Below are 19713 nucleotides of genomic sequence, written 5' to 3' on the forward strand. Positions count from 1 at the left end.
GCGCCGTCACGCCGCGCCCCCGGGTCTGGGCAGCGGGGCGCACAGCGGCTCGCCGGGCGACGGCGGATGGAGCGGCGAGTCGTAGAGCAGGGCTATCGAGCGCGCCCATTCCGCCTCCGGGTCGGGGGCCTCCGGGTCGGCGCAGGCGATCCGGAGGCTGCGTATCAGCTGGGGCAGTCCCCCGGCGGTACGGGCCTCGTCCACCAGCAGGGAGACGCGGCGGTGGAATTCGGCGCAATCCGTGTGCCCCGTGGCGCATCGTCGCCAGATCACGACCGCGTGCCCGGCAGCCAGTGCCGCTTCCATGGCCGTGGCGCCCGCGCCGGCTGCCGCCTCGCCGCAGTAGACCGGAACGGCGGAGTCCGCCGCGAACGACAGCCTGCCGTACGCCGCGTGCCCGCCCTCCCGGCCGGGCCCGCCGTGGCCCTTGAGGGGCGCCTCGCGACGCAGCGGCACGGCCGTCAGCGGGCCCCGGGAGATGCCGTCCCAGCGCTGGTGCCACTCCGGGGTCGGGGGCTCGTCGCGACGGCGGCGGTCCCGGACGACGACCACCCGGCGCTGTCCCAGCGGCAGCGTGTGCGGGTCGATGCCGCCGCCGTCGGCGCCGGGCGGCGACAGCCGCCAGGCGTCCACCGGTTCGTCGAACAGCTCACGCGGCAGCATCACGTGCAGCTCCGCCAGATGACCGCCGGCGTCACCCTGCCGCAGCGCCCGCGCGATGGGCTCGCGGAGCGTCTCGCGCAGCCGCGCGCGGGGGACGCCGGTCTCGTCGCCGACGAGCGGGTTGACCACGCCACCGTCCAGCAGCAGCTTCACACGCCACGGGTAGCGGTCGCCGTAGACGAGCGAGTCGACCTGGACGAGCACGTCGGCCCGGGCCCCGGAGGGCGCCGCCACGCCCGGCTCCACGTCCCGACGCTCGGGCTTGCGCAGCTCGACCGTGCCGGGCGGCGAGGGGGCGCGCGGGCCGTCGGGATCGTCCGAGCCCCCGTGCAGGATCTGGTGGATCTCCACCCTGATGACGTCCGGCAGCGGCTCGGCCTGGGTCGCGATCCAGGTGGACAGCTCGCGCAGCGGCTCGGTGTCGTCCGGGGCCCCGAACCGGCTGACGGCGGCCGCGACCCGCGCCGCGTACAGCAGCACCGCCTCCAGCTCCAGATCGCGGTCCGGGCCGGCTTCCGTGCCGCCGTGACCGCCGTGGCCGCCGTCGCGCAGGTCGTAGAGCAGGCCCACGCCCTCCCGCCAGCTGCGCGGGTCGTGCTCGACGCCCGGCTGGTACGGCTCCTGGATGACGCGGCGTTTGACGGTCTCCACCAACGCCATGACCTCGCCCGGGGTGGCGGGCGGCGACAACTCCGCGAGCCGGGCGAACAGGTGGGTGCGCAGGACGGGCGTGAAACCGTCCGCGGGGCCCGGCCGCAGCGCCTGCTGCATGCCGGTCCAGCCGGCGCCGGTGCCCACGGCGCGGTAGCGGGCGTAGTGGTGGCGGTCGTGGGCGCGGATGACGGCGTGCAGCCGGTCGCGGCCGGGGAGGTCGTCGGCGAGCCGGCGCAGCGCGGTGATGGGCACGGCCAGCCCGGCGGTGTCCTTGCCGCGCCCCTTGCACACGCCTATGACCGCGCCGCGCGCGGTGTCGACGACGGGCCCGCCGGAGCAGCCGGCGACGGGTATCTCCCCGCGCAGCAGCATGGCCGAGCCGTCGGCGCCGTCCCCGCCGGTGGCGGTGCCCACGCCGAAGCGCGGGCCGAGCTCGCCCATGTCCATCGACCAGCCGTGGAGGCTGATCGGGGCGGGCACGACCGCCGAACGGTCGCTCAGCCAGAGGCACTCGGCGCCCTCCGCGCCCTCGACCTCCAGCAGCGCGAGGTCCGGCAGCCGCCAGGGCCTGGGGGGCACGTCGGGGTCGGCCGGCATCGGCAGGGCGAAGGCCACCCGGCCGGGGGCGGTGCGGCCCTGCCAGTCGGTGACGTCGACGGCCGTGGCTCCGCGCAGCACGTCGCCACCCCCGTTCCCCACGACATGGGCGCACGTCAGGGCCCAGCCCGGGGCGATGAAGAAACCACTCCCCCAGAACCGGGCACCGCTCGCGTCATACCCGCCGCCGGGCGCGGAGATGCGTACGACGGCACGGCGCGCGGTGCCCTCCAGGGCGCTCAAGGCGCGCCGGGGGTCGTGGGCGCCGGCCCGGCGGCCGGCCGGTCCTCCCGGCGGCCGTCCCACCGCAGCGTCACCGTGATCGAGGCCTTGGACTCGCCGTCGGCTATCAGGCTGATGACCTGGCCCGCCTTGGCGGACAGCTCGATGCCGAACTCCACGGACACCTCGTCGGGCCGCGCCGCCACGAGTCCCATCCGCACGGACTCCGCGACGCCCCGGACGGTGTCGGCGAGCCCGCCCGCCATATTGGCGACGCGGCGGGCCGCGCCGGAGTCCGTGTAGGAGGAGTCGGTGTACGAGGAGTCTTCGTACGAGGAGTCCGCGTACGGGGCGTCCTCGTGTCCTCCGGGCCCGGTGTTCTTGGGCCCGTCCAGTTCCTGCGCCTCGGTGACCCGTGCCCAGACGACCGTGCCGTCGTCGAGCCGGACCTGCCGGGCCTGAGTGATCCCGTCGGCCATGTGCCCGTCCACCCCCGTCGACCGCGTGTGATGCGGCAGGCACAGCAGGCTAGTGCCCGGGCGGGACGGACGCGAGAGGCCGTGGCCAAAGGCGGTCGGCCCGCGCGTCCTATCCTGGGCGGGACCGATTGGCTCATCCCCTGACGGAGATCACGTTGTACTTCACCGACCGCGGCATCGAGGAGCTGGAGAACCGGCGGGGCGAGGAGGAGGTCTCCCTCGGCTGGGTGGCCGAGCAGCTCCGTACGTTCGTCGACCTCAACCCCGACTTCGAGGTCCCGGTCGAGCGCCTGGCGACGTGGCTGGCGCGGCTGGACGACGAGGACGACGAGTAGGACGCCCGAACGCCGGACGGGCTGACTTTGTCAGCCCGTCCGGCGTTCGAGGACCGGGGTCCGGGGCGGAGCCCCGGGAAACGGTGGAAGGGCGGGACCGGGGACCCCTCACGCCTTGCGCGACCGCCACACGTCGTACGCCAAGGTGAGCGCCCCGTCCACGACGAGCACCGCACCGGCGGTCTTCAGCCCCCGGCGGCCATCGCCCCGCCGCCCGAGCGCCCAGAGCGACACTCCCGCCGCGATCTCCGCCGCGCCGAGCGCCCGCGCCCGCGGCCCCCGTATCCACCGGCCCAGCGGCCCCCGCTCCGACGCGTCGAGGCCGTCGCGCACCACCGTGCGCCAGCCCGGCCACTCGACGGGCTCCGCCTCCGGGGCCGCTTCCGCCGCCGCGCGCAGCTCAGCGGCGCCGGCACCCGGGGCCAGGCCGGGCGGCAGGTGGAGGCCGGCCCGGGCCAGGACGGCGACGAGCCCGAGCACCCGCGCGGCCGCGTCGGCGTCGGAGTCCGGCAGGGTGAGCCGGTCGAACGCCTCCGCGTCCAGCACCGGGTCCAGGCCCAGCCGGGCCCGCAGCGCCGTCATGGCGCTCTCCTCCCCGAGCGGGGAGCCGTCCGCCAGCCAGGTGTAGCCGACCGTGCGGCGGAAGCCCGCCGCGACGACGAAGCCGGCTCCTTCCGCGTCCCACCACAGGCCCACGGCCGGCCAGGGTTCGGCGACGGTCAGGGCGTGCGCCCACTCGGCCGTCAGGGCGGCCGGGGTCGCGTCCTCCGCGTGCCAGGCCTCCTCCCCCGGGACCAGCACGGTCCACTCCTCCCCCGCCGGGGCGAGGAGCAGCGGCTCGCGCAGGAGCTGGGCGGACGGACGGACACGGTCGGGCTCGGCCCGGCAGAGCAGCAGAACCCCCGCTGCCGGGCTGTGATCAGTAGCGGACATGCGTCAACGCTATGCCAATCGGAAGCCCCTTGACTTCCCGGGGCCACGATATATCGTGTTCTACGGAAGACGCGATATGTTGTGTCGCGAGTATCCGCGAGCACGCCCAACGGAGGAGGCCCGGAATGCCGGACCGGTCGCAGTGGTCACTGGCCGCACCCCAGAAGCTCACCTTCGACGAGCCCGTCACGGCGCTCGCGGTGCGCATCGTGGGCGGCACCGTCAATGTCGTGGGCACGGACAGCGGCCCGGCGGGGCTGGAGCTGTCCGCGATCGAGGGAGCCCCGCTCGTCGCCACCTTGCGGGACGGCACCCTCACGGTCGCCTATGAGGACCTGCCCTGGAAGAACATCCTCAAGTGGTTCGACCGCAGCGAGTGGAAGCGTTCGGCCACGATCACGCTGACCGTACCCACGGCCACCCGCGTCGAGACCGGCGTCGTCGGCGCGAGCGCCGTCGTCTCCGGCATCGCGGGCCCCACCGAGGTCAAGGGCGTCACCGGGGACATCACCCTCGTCGGGGTCAGCGGGGACGTCCGCGCGGAGTCCGTCTCCGGGCGGCTGGAGGCCCAGTCCCTCGGCGGCGACCTGCGCTTCAACTCCGTCTCCGGCGACCTGACCCTGATCGAGGGCACCGGCGGCCGGGTCAAGGCGGAGTCCGTCAACGGCGACATGACCATCGACCTCGCCGGCGCCGCCCGCACCCCCGACCTCGCGCTGACCACCGTCTCCGGCGAGGTCGCCATCCGGCTGCCGCAGCAGGTCGACGCCGATGTCGAGGCCAACACCACCAGCGGCCCGGTCTCCTGCGCCTTCGAGGACCTGCGGGTGGGTGGCCAGTGGGGCGCCAAGCGGATCACCGGCACGCTGGGCTCGGGCGGCGGCAAGCTCAAGATCACCACCGTCTCCGGCGCGGTCGCGCTGCTGCGCCGTCCGCCGTCCCCCGATGACGACGCCCCCGCGTCGGGAAAGGTCCTCTGATGCCCCCCGTCTTCGGCCACGGCCGACTCCGCCTGTACCTGCTGCGCCTCCTCGACGAGGCCCCGCGCCACGGCTACGAGGTCATCCGCCTGCTGGAGGAGCGTTTCCAGGGGCTCTACGCCCCCTCCGCCGGCACCGTCTACCCGCGCCTCGCCAAGCTGGAGGCGGAGGGCCTGGTCACCCACACCACCGAGGGCGGCCGCAAGGTCTATTCGATCACCGACGCCGGCCGCGCCGAACTCGCCGACCGGCGGGGCGAGCTGGCCGAACTGGAGCTGGAGATCCGGGAGTCCGTCGCCGCGCTGGCCGCCGACATCCGCGAGGACGTGCGCGGGGCCGCAGGCGATCTGCGCCGCGAGATGCGCGAGGCCGCGTTGAAGGCCCGTACGGGCTCCACGGCCGGCGGCTCCGGGGAATCCGGAGGGGATTACTTCGCCGGGGCGAAGGAGGAGTTCCGCAAGGCCAAGGAGGAGTGGAAGGAGCAGGCTCGCCGGGCGAAGGAGGAGAGCCGCCGCGCCCGCCAGGACGCCCAGACGGCCCGCCAGCAGGCCCGGCAGGCCCAGGAGCAGGCGCGCCAGGAGGTGCGGCGCATCACCGAGCGCGTCCAGGAGCAGGTCCGTGAGCACGCCCGGCACGGCGACTGGCCGGCGGGCATCACCGAGGGCGTCAGCGCGCTGGCCAAGGAGCTCGGCACGCTGGCGGGGCAGATGCGCGCCGGACGGCCTTCGGGGCACTCCGCCGACGAGCCGGAGCAGGTGATCGTCGTGGAGCGGGCGGAGGACGAGCCGCTGCGCGCCTCGTATCCGCTGCCCGAGTGGGCGGTCGCCGATGACGCCCTCTCCAAGGAGCCGGCCCGCGACCTGGACCGGCTGCTGGACCGCTTCCGCGACGACGTGCGGGACGCTGCGCGTGATCACGGGGTGACACCGGAGCAACTCCTGGCGGCCCGGAAGCATTTGGCGGCGACCGCCGCACAGATAGAGGCACTGCTGCGGGGCGCCCCATAGGGGCGCGGGGAACTGCGCGAGCAACCACAGACGGCCCGCGGCCGCCCGTCCGCGCACCAGGCCCGCCCGGTCAGGCGCTCCCGCCGGAAGCCGGGAAACTGCGGGCCACCCGTGGCTGGTCGCGCCCACGCGGCGGAGCCGCATGACGACACTGCCCCGCGCCCCTACGGGCGTCGCCCCTACGGGGCGTCCGCCGCATCCCGAGGGCAGTCGTACGCGTCCCCCGGCCCCCACGTCGTCTTCTCGTCCCCGCTGTCGCGGACCCCGCACTCCAGCGCCACCTCGGGGCCCTGCCGGGTGTCGTGGAGGATCAGCAGCCGCTTGTCCCGGGGCACCTTCCGGCCCTGGTCGTAGACCAGGGTCCCGGTGGCCCCGCGCACCCCGTCGCCGCCCCCGGCACCCCCCGACGCCAGCACGGTCTGCACCGTGTCGCGCGAGAAGGAACCGGTGCCGGAGGCCTGCCGGGCGGTGTTCACGGCGGTGGCCAGCAGCCGCAGCGCGTCCCAGGCGACGGGGGCACGGCCGTCGTTGCCCCACAGGTCGTCCTTGCCGTACGCGTCGAGGTACTGCGTACGGAAGGCCCGGCCCACCTCGTTGGGCCAGTAACTCTTGGGCACGGCGTGCGCCGCGTAGTAGAGCCGTACGCCCGAGTGGCGGCTGCTGGGCTGCTGGGCGTCCACGACGGCGCTGGTCAGATCGTTGCCCCCGAGGGCCGTCACATGACCCCGGCAGGAGGTGCCATTGTCGAACTCGTCGAGGAACGCGGAGAATTCGGTGCCCCGGCCCGCCCAGTACACCACCGTGCGGGGCTCGGCCCGGATCCGCCGGCAGACGGAGGCCGCCATGTCCGCCAGGGTGCGGGCCCGTTCGGTCCGGTCGTCCTGCGGTGGGTCGAAGGGGGCTTCCGGGTCCGCCGAGTAGAGGATCGTGCGGGTGTCCTTGAACTCCTGGACGAACCGGCGGCGCAGATTGTCGCTGTACCGGTCGGTCGGGTCCGCGACGACCACCGCCTCCCGGGCGGGCGCGCACACCCCGGGCGAGGTCTCCACGATATTGCCGTGGCGGGCGAACTCGGCGGCGACACGTGCCTCACGCCGGTTGTCCGGCGCCACCTGCCGGTACATATGGTGCTGCTGCATCTCCTCCGCGGTCGTCACCGTGCCGATCACGGGCAGCCCGGCGGCGCCGAGGATGTCCCGGGCCTTCAGGGTGGCCGCCCGGCTCTGCCCCAGCCCGACCACGCCCATGATCTGCTGGCTTCCGCCGCTCTTCCGTTCCTCCTCGGCCTCCTTGGCGATCCGCTCGGCCGCCTCGGGCGCCTTCGCGAACTGCTGGCCGCCGTCCTCGACCCGGACCCGCAGCCACACCTTGCGGGCCACGTCCCGGGACGCCTCGCGGTTGAGCGCCTCCTGGGCGAGGGCGATGCCGCGCAGTTCGGGGATGGAGCCGCTGTACATGCCCTCCTTCCAGGTCTCGGCGACGGCGGGCACCCCGAGGTAGACGACGGTGCGGACGGCCGTGTTGGGGCGTTTCGCCGCCGCGTCGGCCTCCGCGTTCTGCGTCCGGATGGAGGCCAGCGCCTGCTCGTACAGCTCCTTCGGGGAGATCTCGGAGACCTTGCCCGGAGCGGCCGACTCCGGCATGGCGACGCTCGCGCCGACGCACTCGGTGCTGGTCTCCGCGCCGATCCGGGCCACCGCGAACTGGGCGACGAGCGACAGCGCCGCGACCGTCGCCACCGCCATGACGGCGGCCTCCACACGCGGCGCGGTGTCGGAGTACACCTTGCGGGGCTGGATCTCCGGGTAGCCGCGCAGCCTGCTCTCGGCCTCCTCGTCGGGGCGGCCGTCGTAGGGCCCCGTCCCCACGGTCACCGTCCGGCCCCGGCCCCGGCCCTGGCTGCGGGTCCAGGAGTCGATGGTGGTCGTGGCCGCCGCGAGGGTCTGGGCGGGGTCCCGGCCGTCCCGGCCGACGGCCAGCAGCACCACCGCCGTGCTGCCCGTGCGCTCGACCGCCGTGGGGAAGTCCCGCACCACGCTCTCGGTGACCGAGCCGGGCGCCCCCGCCCGGGGCAGCACGAGGACGAACCGGCTCCTGCGCCGCCGGGTCCACGGCGACAGCGCCCGCCTGCGCTGGACGGCATCCTCCAGATCGCTGAGCAGCGCGCACAGCAACGCGTCGTTCCGGCCGACGACGACCGCCTCGTGGTGGGCGAAGAAGTCGCCGCGCCCGGAGGGGATCCCCGCCCAGCTCCGGAACCAGCCGTTCTTGCCCATCATCCGGCGCTGCTGCCGCCGCCCGTACAGCCAGCGCGGCAGCACGCCGAAGAGCGGCCGGCGCGCCCAGTGCCACAGCCAGCCCGGGACGCTCGCGGGCGGCTGGTCGTCGCCGCTGATCGCGTAGAGGGCCTTGAGGAAGAGGGAGGTCTTGCACCGTTCCGCGTAGCACTTGTCGCGCAATTCTTTTGCCCGTACCGGCGCTTGGGTCTCCCGGGTGCGCGCGTCGGCGAAGGCGCGCACGAGTTCGTAGCGCGGCAGCCGCAACCGGCCGAACCCGGCGGGCCGGTTGCCGTGCAGGGCCATCTCCATCTGTTCGAAGACGTCGTGGGTGTGCGAGGTGACGCCGACGCGCCGCGTCGTCTCCTGGACCCGGGCGAACGGGACGAGCGCCCGCCCCCGGACCCGCAGCCGCTGGCACTCGCCGTCGGCTATCCGCTCCGCCTCGACCCCGCCCGGCGGCGACACGAGGAGCACCAGGGCGGAGGGGCCACGACGGCCCGGCGGCACCAGGACGAACTCCTCGAAGGCCGTGACGAAGTCCCCCACGGACGGCAATGGTGGTACAGGCGTGGACACGCTTCACCCCCCGAACGGCCCGGAGCCGGGCCGGCAAGCCCCTTCCACGACAGCACGACAGGCGGCCATGGCAAGGGACACGGGGATACGCCCCCGTGCGCCCATCATCCTCAGCAGTCCCGGGGTGCGCTACCCACTCCGGCGCACTCCGTTACGCGCCGGGCGCGGCCACGACGGTGACCACGCCGACCACTCGCCCCGTCGCGTGGACGAGGACCGTGCCGCGCCGCCCCGGCCGTACGGTCCCGGTGCCGGCCCGCGCCGGTCCCGTCACCGCGACGCGCCAGCCGTGGGGAGCCGACGGCAGGGACAGCTCGGTGGTTCCCCCCGGGGAGGCCCGGTAGGTGAGCCGGTAGGAACGCGCACCAGGGTCGTACGCCTCGGCGCCGGGAGTACCGGCCACGGCGGGGGCGTACGGGCGGGCCGTGCGCTCCTTGTTGGGGCGGAAGCGCCCTTGCCGGTCCATGGCGCAGTACGTCTCCCCGTAGCACCACTGCCAGCTCGCCCACCCGGACGCGTAGCGCCCGATGGAGGCGACGGCGTCCTCGTAGAACCGGCCCATGTGGGGCAGCGAGCTGTCGAGCGGCCCCCACTCCCCCACCACGACGGGCACGCGGTGCTCGCGCGGGTAGCGGACGACGGCCGCCTCATAGGCCTCCAGCCAGCCGGACGCGGGGTCGTAGTCGCGGCCCGCCTCCATCGCGGCGTTGTAGAAGTGCGGCGCGTAGACGATCTTGGGGTCGGCCACCCGGCCCAGCCCGGTGGGCTTGCCCTCACCCGCCGCCGGGGTGGGCTCGATGAAGATCCAGTGCTTCCGGTCGACAGCGCGGATCGCCTTCGCGATGCGCCGGTACATGGGAGTCACCTGGGTGGCCTCGATCCGGCGGGCTGCCGTGAACATGTCCTCGCCGGGGCGCAGCCGGCCCATGGGCTCGTTGATCGGGTCGTAGCCCAGGACGGCCGGGTGTCCGGCGAGCCGGCCGGCCAGCACCTGCCACATCCGCGCCTGGGCGAGCCGCAGGTCGGCGTCCTCGTAGAGGTGCTCGAAGGCGGCCTGGACGGCGGGTTCGAAGTACTCGGCGAACCAGTCGTCGGGGTGCTGCCGGTAGGGCAGCCCGTCGGTGCGGGTGGCCCATGCGGGGATGCCCCGGTGGTCGCCGAAGGCCGGTCCGTAGACGTCCTGGTGGGCGTCGACCAGCACGCGGACCCGGTACTTCGCCGCCCAGTCCAGGACGCGTTCGATCTTTCGCAGATAGGTTTCGCTGTACTCGCCGCGCCGGGGTTCGAGGTCGTCCCAGAAGACCGCCAGCCGGGCGAAGTCGAACCCTCGCCCGGCCATGTCGCGCAGCGAGCGCTCGGTGATGTCCTCCAGGGCTCGTTCGCCCCGGTGCTCCTTGTCCGCGAGGTTCCAGCCCCGCAGGGTGAGCGCCCGGCCGTGCTCGTCGGTCAGACGGGGGATGCCGGGGGCGCCCGAGGCTTGAGCCCCAGCGGCCTCGGGGGCGAAAAGGGTCAGGACACAGCTGATCGCGGCGAGGAACGCCGCCGTGCGCGAGCGTCTCTTCGGCATCCGTCGTTCATACCGTCAGCACGACCTTCCCGAACAGATCGCCGCTGTGCATCTTTTCGAAGCCCTCACGGGCCCGGTCCAGGGGCAGCACCGTGTCGATCACCGGCCGGACGCCCGTGGCCGCGCAGAAGGCGAGCAGGTCGGCCAGTTCGTCCTTGGTGCCCATCGTCACGCCCGCGACATGGAGTTCATGGAAGAAGATCCGTGTCAGCTCGGCCGCCGGGGGCCGGTCGCCGCTGGTCGCGCCGGAGATCACCAGAGTGCCGCCGGGCCTGAGCGACTTGACCGAGTGCGACCAGGTGGCGGCGCCCACCGTCTCGACGACCACGTCCACGCGGTGCGGCAGCCGGGCCCCCGGCTCGTACGCCGCCTCGGCGCCCAGTTCCACGGCGCGCTCGCGCTTGGCCGCGTCGCGGCTGGTCGCGAAGACCCGCAGCCCGGCCGCCGCGCCCAGCGCGATCGCCGCCGTGGCCACCCCACCGCCGGCGCCCTGCACCAGCACGCTCTGCCCGGGCCGCGCGCCCGCCTTGGTGAAGAGCATCCGGTAGGCGGTCAGCCAGGCCGTGGGCAGACAGGTGGCCTCCTCGAAGGACAGTTCCTTCGGTTTGGGCAGCACGTTCCAGACGGGCACGGCGACGCGCTCGGCGAAGGTGCCCTGGTAGCGCTCGGTCAGGATCGAGCGCGGCTCGCCGGGCGCCACGCCGTGGCCGGTCTCGCCGACGACGGAGTGGAGGACGACCTCGTTGCCGTGCTCGTCGACGCCCGCGGCGTCACAGCCGAGGATCATCGGCAGCGCGTCCTCGCCGATCCCCACGCCGCGCAGCGTCCACAGGTCGTGGTGGTTGAGCGAGGCGGCCTTGACGTTGACGACCGTCCACCCGGGGCGTGCCACGGGCTCGGGGCGTTCCCCCAGATCGAGGCCGTTCAGCGGCTGGTCGCGGTCGATGCGTGCGGCGTAGGCGGCGAACATGAGCCGAACCTAGTGGCGGGGCGCGGCGGAGGAAACCACATGACGCTGTGACACGCGCCGCGTCGCGTCACGCCGCGTCACGATGTGTTCCGCGTCCACGTGTTCACTCCGGCAACGGCCGTATCCGGAGCGGAGGCGGCCTCGCTTCTCATTGACCGGCGATCCACCGGACTGTTGGCTTCCTCCGCGTACTCCACGCGCATATGCACGCAACGCCAGAGGGGGAACAACCAATGCGTTACTTCAGACGTGTCGCCGTGGTGGCGACGGCATGGGGGAGCCTGGCGACGGCGCTGCCCCTCGCCACGGCCGTGGCCGCCGAGGCGCGGCCCCAGCCGCGCACCGAGCGGGTCAACACCGCCTCCGACGGCACCCAGGCGAACGCCGAGACCCTCGGTGCGAAGGTCAGCGCCGACGGGCGGTTCGTCACCTTCGAGTCCCGCGCCACCACCCTCGTACCCGGCACGGCCAAGGAGAGCCGTCGCGTCTACGTCAAGGACCTGCGCACCGGCAGGACCGAGCTGGCCAGCGTCGCGAGCGACGGCACTCCGGCCGACGACCAGTCCTGGACCACGGCGATCAGCGGGGACGGCCGGTACGTCGTCTTCGACTCCCAGGCGAAGAACCTCGCCCCGAACCGCAATCCGGGCGACAACTACGACGTCTTCGTCCGCGACCGGGCGACGGGCCGCACCGAGGTGCTCGTCGAGAACAAGGGCACGAAACCCGCGCACAGTTCGTCCCCCTCCATCAGCGCCGACGGCCGCTACGTCGCCTTCTCGTCCAGCCGGGACGACCTGGTGCCCGGGGACACCAACGGCCAGACGGACGTCTTCGTCCGCGACCGCTGGCAGGGCACCACCGAGCGGGTGAGCGTCATGAGCGACGGCACCCAGGCCGAGGGCTTCTCCCTCTACCCGGTGATCAGCGCGGACGGCAGCAGGGTCGCCTTCCTGAGCATGTCCGACCTGGTCGCACCGGCCGGCGGGCAGAAGGCGCTCCAGCGGCCGCGCGCCCGCGCCCTCTACGTGCACGACCTGCGCACCGGCCGCACCGAGCGCGGCGCCCAGTCCCTCGACGGCGGACCCGTGGCGGTCACGGGCGGCTTCGGGCTGAGCCCGGACGGCCGCTACGCGCTCTTCTCGTCCGCTTCCGCCTCCGTGGTGGAGAACGACACCAACGGCAAGGACGACGCCTTCGCCAAGGACCTGGTCACCGGGGTCACCCGGCGCCTGAGCCTCGCGGCCGACGGCTCGCAGGCCGATCAGGACTCCTACGGCGGCATCGTCATGAGCGCCGACAACCGGCGGGTGTTCTTCACGTCCCTGGCGTCCAACCTCGTCCCCGGCGACACCAACGGCGTCGAGGACGTCTTCGCCAAGGACCTCGTGACCGGCGCCGTCGAACGCGTCAGCGTCGCGGCCGACGGCGCCCAGGCCGACGGCCACTCCGGCGAACCCGACGTCGACCTGGCCGGGCGCACGCTGGTGTTCGGCAGTGCCGCGGACAACCTCGTGCCCGGCGACACCAACAAGTACTACGACACCTTCGTCCGCCGGATCCGGTGACGGCACGCGCCCATGACGAGATGGCGAAGGGCCGGCCCGGACCCCACGGTCCGGACCGGCCCCCTCAATCAAGGTGGGGCGTCAGCGTCGCGCGACGCCGTCCGCCCGTGCCGCCGCGGCCACGGCGGCGGTGACCGCCGGGGCGACCCGCTCGTCGAACGGCGAGGGGATCACCTTGTCCGCGCTCAGCTCGTCCGCCACCACGGCGGCCAGCGCCTCGGCCGCCGCGATCTTCATGCCCTCCGTGATCCGCGAGGCCCGCACCTGAAGGGCGCCCGCGAAGATGCCGGGGAAGGCGAGGACGTTGTTGATCTGGTTGGGGAAGTCGCTGCGCCCGGTGGCGACGACGGCCGCGTACTTGTGGGCGACGTCCGGGTGGATCTCCGGGTTCGGGTTGGCCATCGCGAAGATCAGGCAGTTCTTGGCCATCTTCGCGACCGCCGGCTCCGGGACCGTACCGCCGGAGACTCCGATGAAGACGTCCGCACCGTCCAGCGCCGTCTCCAACGGCCCCGACAGACCGGCCTTGTTGGTGAAGCCCGCCAGCTCGCGCTTGACGTCCGTCAGGTCGGTGCGGTCGCCGGAGACGATGCCCTTGCGGTCGCACACGGCGACGTCGCCGATGCCCGCCTCCACCAGGATCCGGGCGATGGCCACACCGGCCGCGCCCGCGCCCGAGATCACCGCGCGCAGCTCGCCGAGCGTACGGCCCGTCAGCCGCGCGGCGTTGCGCAGCGCGGCGAGGGTGACGACGGCGGTGCCGTGCTGGTCGTCGTGGAAGACGGGGATGTCCACGCGCTCCTGGAGCCTGCGCTCGATCTCGAAGCAGCGCGGCGCGGAGATGTCCTCCAGGTTGATGCCGCCGAAGGAGGGCGCCATGCGCGCCACGGTGTCGATGAGCTCGTCGACGTCACGGCAGTCGAGGGCGATCGGGACCGCGTCCACGCCGCCGAACTGCTTGAAGAGGATGGCCTTGCCCTCCATCACGGGCAGGGACGCCTCGGGGCCGATGTCCCCCAGGCCGAGCACCGCGCTGCCGTCCGTCACGACCGCGACGACCTGGGACTTCCAGGTGTAGTCGTACACCAGCTCCGGCTGTTCGGCGATGGCGCTGCACACCTTGGCGACTCCCGGCGTGTAGGCGAGGGACAGGTCGTCCTTCCCCCGGAGGGGAACGGTCGCCTGAACCGCCATCTTGCCGCCTCGGTGCAGCGCGAAGGCCGGATCGAAGAACTCTGCGCGAGCCCCTTCGTCCGTGCCGCTGTCGCTGCGAGGATTCACGATCTCCGCTGCCACTTTTCTTGACCCCTTTGTCGTAAGTGCAGATCGAGGGTAACCGCCTCTGGGTGTGGGAGGCGGGTCGGGCACATGTCCGAACCATGTCCGGCCCCCGGACGGCGGATGACTTCCGTGCGACGGGGCGGTACGGACAAAGCGGGCGCGCCGCACATGCGCGCCCTGAGCCCCGGGTGAGGGGTGTAACTGGTCTTTCTACCGGAAGACCACTACGGCCGACGAGTGAGTTCCGGGCCCCGGTGGCGCGAACCCGACACGCGATCACGGCGGAAACGTGTCAACTGGCCCTGGACGCGACAAGGTGTCCACGAAGTGAGACAGGTGGTGCGTGACCTGCGTCTCGCGCCAGGAAGTCGATCAGAACAGTCACAGCGGCACAAGGGGTGTGAACCGCCCGGTAACGAATGGGGATCACCCGTTATCCGATTTTGACATGGCTGGCCCCCCGAATGGGGCAGTCCGGATGGCAAGATGCGCAGACCGCGCGAGGTCGCGTCGCACGAGGAAGTGTGCTGTGACTTCTGCCGTGTTTTCGCGTGATTGCCGAATTACCTGTCGTATACCCCCTCAACCGCAGGAGGAACGAGCAATGACCGCAAGCACCACCCCCCGCCCGGCTGCCGCCTGGAATCGTTTGGCCGCCGTCGGCGCGATCGCGGTCGCCGGCACCCTGCTGCTGACCGGTTGCGGCGACCAGAGGAACAAGACCGGCAACGAGGCCGGACCGTCCGCCCAGGGCTCCTCGGCACCGCTCTTCGCCAAGCTGCCCAAGAGCATCCAGGGCACCAAGGTGATCAAGGTGGGCTCCGATATCGCCTACCCGCCCGTCGAGTTCAAGAAGGACGGCAAGACGGTCGGCATCGACCCCGACATCGCCGCCGCGCTGGGCAAGCAGCTCGGAGTCAAGGTCGAGTTCAACAACGGCACCTTCGACGCCCTGCTGACCGGACTGCGATCCAAGCGTTACGACATCGCGATGTCCGCGATGACGGACACCAAGGACCGGCAGGAGGGTCTCGACTCCAAGACCCACAAGAAGGTGGGCGAGGGCGTCGACTTCGTCGACTACTTCAACGCCGGCGTCTCGCTCTACACCAAGAAGGGCGAGACCAAGGGAATCGGCGGCTGGGACGACCTCTGCGGCAAGAAGATCGCGGTCCAGCGCGGCACCGTCTCCGAGGACCTGTCCAAGTCCCAGTCGGACAAGTGCGAGAAGGACGGCAAGGACAAGATCAGCATGGAGGCCTTCGACAACGATCTGGAGGCCCAGACCCGGCTGAAGGCCGGCGGCGTCGACGCCGTCTCCAGCGACTTCCCGGTCGCGGCCTACGCGGTGAAGACCTCGGGCGGCGGCAAGGACTTCGAGATCGTCGGCGACCAGGTGCAGGCCGCGCCGTACGGCATCGCCGTCTCGAAGGACAACGCCCAGCTGCGTGACGCCCTCAAGGAGGCGCTCGACGCGATCATCAAGAACGGCGAGTACGAGAAGGTCATCAAGACCTGGGGCGTCGATGCGGGCGCCATCAAGGAAGCGAAGATCAACGGCGGTTCCTGACCTCCGTCTGTCCCTTCGTTCGTCCTGGCTGTCCCCCTCCTCGTACGGCAGACGCTGAAAGGCACCCCTGTGACTGCTTCCCCCGACAAGCCCGACAAGGCGTCCGAGCCCGACAAGGGGCCGGCGCCCGACAAGGCGGCGAAGCCCGCCGAGACGCCCGAGCCCGGCAAGGCCGAAAAGGCCGACAAGGCCGCCGACAAGGCGCCCGAGCCCGCGCCCGAGAAGGAGACCTCGGCCGAGAAGAAGGTCTCCACGGAGAAGGGCCCCACCGGGAAGGCCCCTGCCGAGAAGGCCCCCGCCTCGGAGAAGGCGTCCGCGGACAAGGACCCGGTGGACCCGGACCCGGCCGATCCCCCGGCCGACCCGCCGGCCGACCCCCCGGCCGCCGCCAAGGCGACCGTCGAGCCCGAGGCGATCAAGGCCATCCCGGTCCGCCACTACGGCCGCTGGATCTCCGCCGTCCTCGTCCTGGCCCTCCTCGGCCTGCTGGTGAACGCCTTCGCCTCCGCGAACGTCCACTACAGCGCCATCCCGGACTACATCTTCGACTCCTCCGTCATCTCGGGCCTCGGCAAGACCGTCCTGATCTCGCTGCTCGCGATGCTGCTGGGCCTGGTCCTCGGCATCGTCCTGGCCGTGATGCGGCTGTCGAAGAACCCCGTGACCTCATCGGTCTCCTGGCTCTACATCTGGTTCTTCCGGGGCACCCCGGTCTACGTCCAGCTGCTGCTGTGGTTCAACCTGGCGCTGATCTTCCCCTACATCAACCTCGGCCCGATCTACCGGGACGAGATGAGCGACTTCATGACCCCCTTCATGGCCGCGCTGCTCGGCCTGGGGCTCAATGAGGCCGCCTATATGTCCGAGATCGTGCGGGCCGGCATCCAGTCCGTCGACGAGGGCCAGACCGAGGCCGCCCACGCGCTCGGCATGAGCCAGGGCAGGACGCTGCGCCGGATCGTGCTGCCGCAGGCGATGCGGGTGATCGTGCCGCCGACGGGCAACGAGTTCATCAACATGCTCAAGACCTCGTCGCTGGCCGCGGCGGCGGCCCAGTACCTGGAGCTGCTGCGCTCCACGTCCGACATCGGGCAGACGACCGGTGCGACAGTGGAGATGCTGTTCCTCGCCGCCACCTGGTACCTCATCCTGACCAGCGTCTTCAGCGTCGGCCAGTTCTACCTTGAGCGGCGCTTCGCCCGTGGCGCGCTGCGCAGCCTGCCGCTCACCCCGTGGCAGAAGGTCAGGGCCAACCTGGCTGCCTTCGGCAACCGTTCCAAGGAAGGCGTCAGCGCATGAACGCGATGGTGAAGGCGCAGGGCGTCCACAAGTCCTACGGCGCCGTGCAGGTCCTCAAGGGCATCGACCTGGAGGTCGCCCCGCGCGAGGTGTTCTGTCTCATCGGCCCCTCCGGTTCGGGCAAGTCCACCTTCCTGCGGTGCATCAACCACCTGGAGAAGGTCAACGCCGGCCGGCTCTACGTCGACGGCCAGCTCGTCGGCTACCGCCAGAAGGGCGACAAGCTCTACGAGCTCAAGGACAGCGAGGTCGCCCAGAACCGCCGTGACATCGGCATGGTCTTCCAGCGCTTCAACCTCTTCCCGCACATGACGGCGCTGGCCAACATCATGGAGGCGCCGGTCCAGGTCAAGGGCGAGACGAAGGCCGTGGCCCGGGAGCGCGCCCTCAAGCTCCTCGATCGCGTCGGCCTCGCCGACAAGGCCGGCAACTACCCCTCCCAGCTCTCCGGCGGCCAGCAGCAGCGCGTGGCCATCGCCCGGGCGCTGGCGATGGAGCCGAAGCTGATGCTCTTCGACGAGCCGACGTCGGCGCTGGACCCGGAGCTGGTCGGCGACGTCCTGGACGTCATGCGGGGCCTGGCCGAGGACGGCATGACGATGATCGTGGTCACCCATGAGATGGGCTTCGCCCGCGAGGTCGGCGACTCGGTCGTCTTCATGGACCAGGGCGTCGTCGTCGAGTCGGGCCGCCCGAGGGATGTGCTGACCAACCCCCAGCACGACCGGACGAAGTCGTTCCTGTCCAAGGTGCTGTAGCCGCGGGGTGGGTACGGCGAGGGGCGGTACGGCCGGGCAGGCCGTACCGCCCCTCCCTCACGAGCGACTCACTTCAGGTCCCTCACGAGCGGCTCACTTCAGGGCGAGCACCATGGCGTCCATAGGGGAGCTCCACACAGCGCGCGCCTCGGCGAAGCCCGCCTCGCGCAGGGTGCGGGCGTGCCAGTCGAGCGGGGGCGTGTCGCCGTCGGCGTGCTCACCGTAGATCACGAAACGCTCGGCGGTCGGGCCGGCGAGGACCGGGTCGGCGGCGGCCAGCCGCCACCAGTCGGCCCAGTCGAGGGCGCCCTCGGCCTTCGCCCGCTCCTGCCGGGCGTGGCGCAGCGCCCGTTCGGCCTGGTTGATGCGCGGGGTGGCGGGGTCCGGCATGTGGTCGGCGTTCATAAAGACGCCTCCGTCGCGGACCAGCCCGGCGAGCTGCCCGTAGAGGGTGCGGAGGGGGTCGCTGTGCAGCCAGTGGAGGGCGGTGGCCGTGAGGACGGCGTCGTAGGTGTCATACGGAAGCCCGGTGGTCCAGCGCGGATCCTTGAGATCCGCGCTGACGAACGTGACCCGCTCGTCACCGTCGAAGGTGCCCCGGGCGATGGCCAGCAGGGCCGGGTCGAGATCGACGCCTACGGAGGTCGCCTTGGGGAATCGTTCCAGTAGACGGGCGGTGATGGAGCCCGTGCCACAGGCGAGGTCCAGCACCCGGGGCTTCGGCCCCGCGAAGGCCTCCACCATGTCGAGCATGACCCGGAACCGCTCCTCGCGGTCGGGCAGATACCACTCCTGCTGGCGGTCCCAGCTGGTCTGCCAGGCGTTCCAATCCATGGCGGTGACGCTCTCGGTCATCCCGTCGCCCTCTCTCCGCAGCGCCTTGTAATACCCTCTAAGCAGAATCGGCCATTACTGGTCGACGACAGCGACCCTAGCCCGGCTGCGTAAGGACTACAAGTGGAACTGGCCTATTACTCGGACTTCGCCGTGCGGCTGGTCAACACCGAGCAGCCCGCGCGCGGCACCGACACCCTCACCTCGCTCGACGTGGCCCGCGAGCTCTTCGGCGCCGCCTCGCAGGCGGCCCGCCGGCTCGTCGACGGCGACCTCACCCGGATGCGCTCGGCACGGGCCCGGCTGCGCGCGGTCTTCGAGGCCGCGTCGGAGGGCGACGAGGTAAGGGCCGTGGACCTGCTCAACGCCCTGCTGATGGAGTTCCCCGTCAGCCCCCAGATCTCGGGCCACGAGCACCGGGACGAGGACGGCCGCCCCAAGTGGCACATGCACATCGCCGACCACGCGGCCAACGCGGGCGCGGTCTACACCGCCACGGCGAGCATGGGCCTGGCAGTCCATCTGACCGAATACGGCGTCGACCGCCTCGGCATCTGCCAGGCCGCGCCCTGCCGCAACGCCTACCTCGACACCTCGACCAACCGCTCCCGCCGCTACTGTTCCGACCGCTGCGCCACCCGCGCCAACGTCGCCGCCTACCGCGCCCGCAAGCGCCTGGAGAACGCCCGCCCCGCCGAGCCGGCGGAGCGCATCGGCCGTACGGCGGCCGCCGCCCAGGACAGCAGCGCCCCCGCCGAGCGCTGACCGGCCCCGGGCGGCGGCCGCAGCCGCAGCCACGCCCGGGCCACCACGAACTCCTCCGGCACCGTGCCGAACTCCCGGCTGTCGTTCTCCACCAGCGGGTTGTCCCCCATCACCCACCAGCCGCCGTCGCGCCGCTCCACCGCGCGCTTGACGATCAGCAGGTCCTGGCGGAACGGATGCCGCAGCACCACCACGTCCCCCGGCCGCACCGGGGCCCCGTACCGCACGACCAGCTGGTCGCCGGGGTTGAGCGTGGGGACCATCGAGGGGTTGTACACCTCGGCCAGCCCGACCCGCAGCAGCCCGCGGCGCTCCCGCTCCAGCTCGTGGCCGCGCTCGTCCAGCTGGTCCTGCATCACGGCAACCTCCGCGTCCG

The 19713-nt window shown here is 72.4% G+C and carries 17 protein-coding genes; 8 read left to right on the forward strand and 9 right to left on the reverse strand.

Annotation, left to right across the window (positions count from 1 at the left end):
• Positions 1 to 6 precede the first annotated feature (6 nt).
• Both ACFYZR_RS11475 and ACFYZR_RS11480 read right to left on the reverse strand, forming a co-directional pair.
• On the reverse strand, positions 7 to 2157 hold the full coding sequence (locus ACFYZR_RS11475) for a trypsin-like peptidase domain-containing protein (protein ID WP_391908363.1): 2151 nt from the start codon (positions 2155 to 2157) through the stop codon (positions 7 to 9).
• Complete coding sequence (locus ACFYZR_RS11480; protein ID WP_391908366.1) at positions 2154 to 2615, reverse strand: CU044_2847 family protein; 462 nt, start codon at positions 2613 to 2615, stop codon at positions 2154 to 2156. Before ACFYZR_RS11480 ends, ACFYZR_RS11475 begins: the two co-directional genes overlap by 4 nt.
• Before the next feature lie 155 nt (positions 2616 to 2770).
• On the opposite strand from ACFYZR_RS11480, the gene ACFYZR_RS11485 reads away from it, so the two are divergent.
• A complete protein-coding gene (locus ACFYZR_RS11485) occupies positions 2771 to 2950 on the forward strand; it encodes a DUF6104 family protein (protein WP_126916014.1) in 180 nt (59 codons plus the stop codon).
• A gap of 108 nt (positions 2951 to 3058) precedes the next feature.
• On the opposite strand, the gene ACFYZR_RS11490 is transcribed toward ACFYZR_RS11485, so the two are convergent.
• Positions 3059 to 3883 (reverse strand): hypothetical protein, encoded by an 825-nt coding sequence (locus ACFYZR_RS11490; protein ID WP_391908368.1) that lies wholly within the window; start codon positions 3881 to 3883, stop codon positions 3059 to 3061.
• A 125-nt stretch (positions 3884 to 4008) separates the two neighbouring features.
• On the opposite strand from ACFYZR_RS11490, the gene ACFYZR_RS11495 reads away from it, so the two are divergent.
• Both ACFYZR_RS11495 and ACFYZR_RS11500 read left to right on the forward strand, forming a co-directional pair.
• Entirely contained in the window at positions 4009 to 4863 is an 855-nt protein-coding gene (locus ACFYZR_RS11495; protein ID WP_391908370.1) for a DUF4097 domain-containing protein, read from the forward strand.
• A complete protein-coding gene (locus ACFYZR_RS11500; protein WP_391908372.1) occupies positions 4863 to 5870 on the forward strand; it encodes a PadR family transcriptional regulator in 1008 nt (335 codons plus the stop codon). Before ACFYZR_RS11495 ends, ACFYZR_RS11500 begins: the two co-directional genes overlap by 1 nt.
• 179 nt (positions 5871 to 6049) lie before the next feature.
• Here the strand turns inward: ACFYZR_RS11500 and ACFYZR_RS11505 are convergent, their stop codons facing one another.
• The 3 genes from ACFYZR_RS11505 to ACFYZR_RS11515 all read right to left on the reverse strand — a co-directional run bounded on the left by ACFYZR_RS11505 (position 6050) and on the right by ACFYZR_RS11515 (position 11262).
• Positions 6050 to 8695: an ABC transporter substrate-binding protein gene (locus ACFYZR_RS11505; protein WP_391908375.1), complete on the reverse strand. Its 2646-nt coding sequence runs from the start codon at positions 8693 to 8695 to the stop codon at positions 6050 to 6052.
• A gap of 181 nt (positions 8696 to 8876) precedes the next feature.
• Positions 8877 to 10292 carry a cellulase family glycosylhydrolase gene (locus ACFYZR_RS11510; protein ID WP_391908378.1) on the reverse strand — a complete coding sequence of 472 codons (1416 nt, stop codon included), beginning with the start codon at positions 10290 to 10292 and terminating at the stop codon, positions 8877 to 8879.
• A gap of 7 nt (positions 10293 to 10299) precedes the next feature.
• Positions 10300 to 11262, reverse strand: a complete 963-nt coding sequence (locus ACFYZR_RS11515) for a zinc-binding dehydrogenase (RefSeq protein WP_391908380.1) — start codon at positions 11260 to 11262, stop codon at positions 10300 to 10302.
• 233 nt (positions 11263 to 11495) lie between these two features.
• Here ACFYZR_RS11515 and ACFYZR_RS11520 point away from each other — a divergent pair, with 233 nt between their 5' ends.
• Complete coding sequence (locus ACFYZR_RS11520) at positions 11496 to 12830, forward strand: TolB family protein (protein ID WP_391908382.1); 1335 nt, start codon at positions 11496 to 11498, stop codon at positions 12828 to 12830.
• Between the two features lie 81 nt (positions 12831 to 12911).
• On the opposite strand, the gene ACFYZR_RS11525 is transcribed toward ACFYZR_RS11520, so the two are convergent.
• Positions 12912 to 14126 (reverse strand): NADP-dependent malic enzyme, encoded by a 1215-nt coding sequence (locus ACFYZR_RS11525; protein WP_391908384.1) that lies wholly within the window; start codon positions 14124 to 14126, stop codon positions 12912 to 12914.
• A 589-nt stretch (positions 14127 to 14715) separates the two neighbouring features.
• On the opposite strand from ACFYZR_RS11525, the gene ACFYZR_RS11530 reads away from it, so the two are divergent.
• From ACFYZR_RS11530 to ACFYZR_RS11540, 3 genes are all read left to right on the forward strand, one after another.
• A complete protein-coding gene (locus ACFYZR_RS11530) occupies positions 14716 to 15681 on the forward strand; it encodes an ABC transporter substrate-binding protein (protein WP_391908386.1) in 966 nt (321 codons plus the stop codon).
• A gap of 330 nt (positions 15682 to 16011) precedes the next feature.
• Positions 16012 to 16980: an amino acid ABC transporter permease gene (locus ACFYZR_RS11535; protein ID WP_391908567.1), complete on the forward strand. Its 969-nt coding sequence runs from the start codon at positions 16012 to 16014 to the stop codon at positions 16978 to 16980.
• On the forward strand, positions 16977 to 17738 hold the full coding sequence (locus ACFYZR_RS11540) for an amino acid ABC transporter ATP-binding protein (protein ID WP_391908388.1): 762 nt from the start codon (positions 16977 to 16979) through the stop codon (positions 17736 to 17738). The genes ACFYZR_RS11535 and ACFYZR_RS11540 overlap by 4 nt, the downstream gene beginning before the upstream one ends.
• Before the next feature lie 93 nt (positions 17739 to 17831).
• On the opposite strand, the gene ACFYZR_RS11545 is transcribed toward ACFYZR_RS11540, so the two are convergent.
• Positions 17832 to 18593, reverse strand: a complete 762-nt coding sequence (locus tag ACFYZR_RS11545) for a class I SAM-dependent methyltransferase (RefSeq protein WP_391908391.1) — start codon at positions 18591 to 18593, stop codon at positions 17832 to 17834.
• 102 nt (positions 18594 to 18695) lie between these two features.
• Here ACFYZR_RS11545 and ACFYZR_RS11550 point away from each other — a divergent pair, with 102 nt between their 5' ends.
• Positions 18696 to 19337, forward strand: coding sequence for a CGNR zinc finger domain-containing protein (locus ACFYZR_RS11550; RefSeq protein ID WP_391908392.1), 642 nt, complete (start codon positions 18696 to 18698; stop codon positions 19335 to 19337).
• Here ACFYZR_RS11550 and sodX read toward each other — a convergent pair.
• Positions 19229 to 19693, reverse strand: coding sequence for a nickel-type superoxide dismutase maturation protease (sodX, locus tag ACFYZR_RS11555; protein ID WP_391908569.1), 465 nt, complete (start codon positions 19691 to 19693; stop codon positions 19229 to 19231). The genes ACFYZR_RS11550 and sodX overlap by 109 nt on opposite strands.
• Positions 19694 to 19713: the final 20 nt, after the last annotated feature.

Source organism: Streptomyces sp. NPDC001678 (assembly GCF_042892945.1).
Taxonomy (GTDB): domain Bacteria; phylum Actinomycetota; class Actinomycetes; order Streptomycetales; family Streptomycetaceae; genus Streptomyces.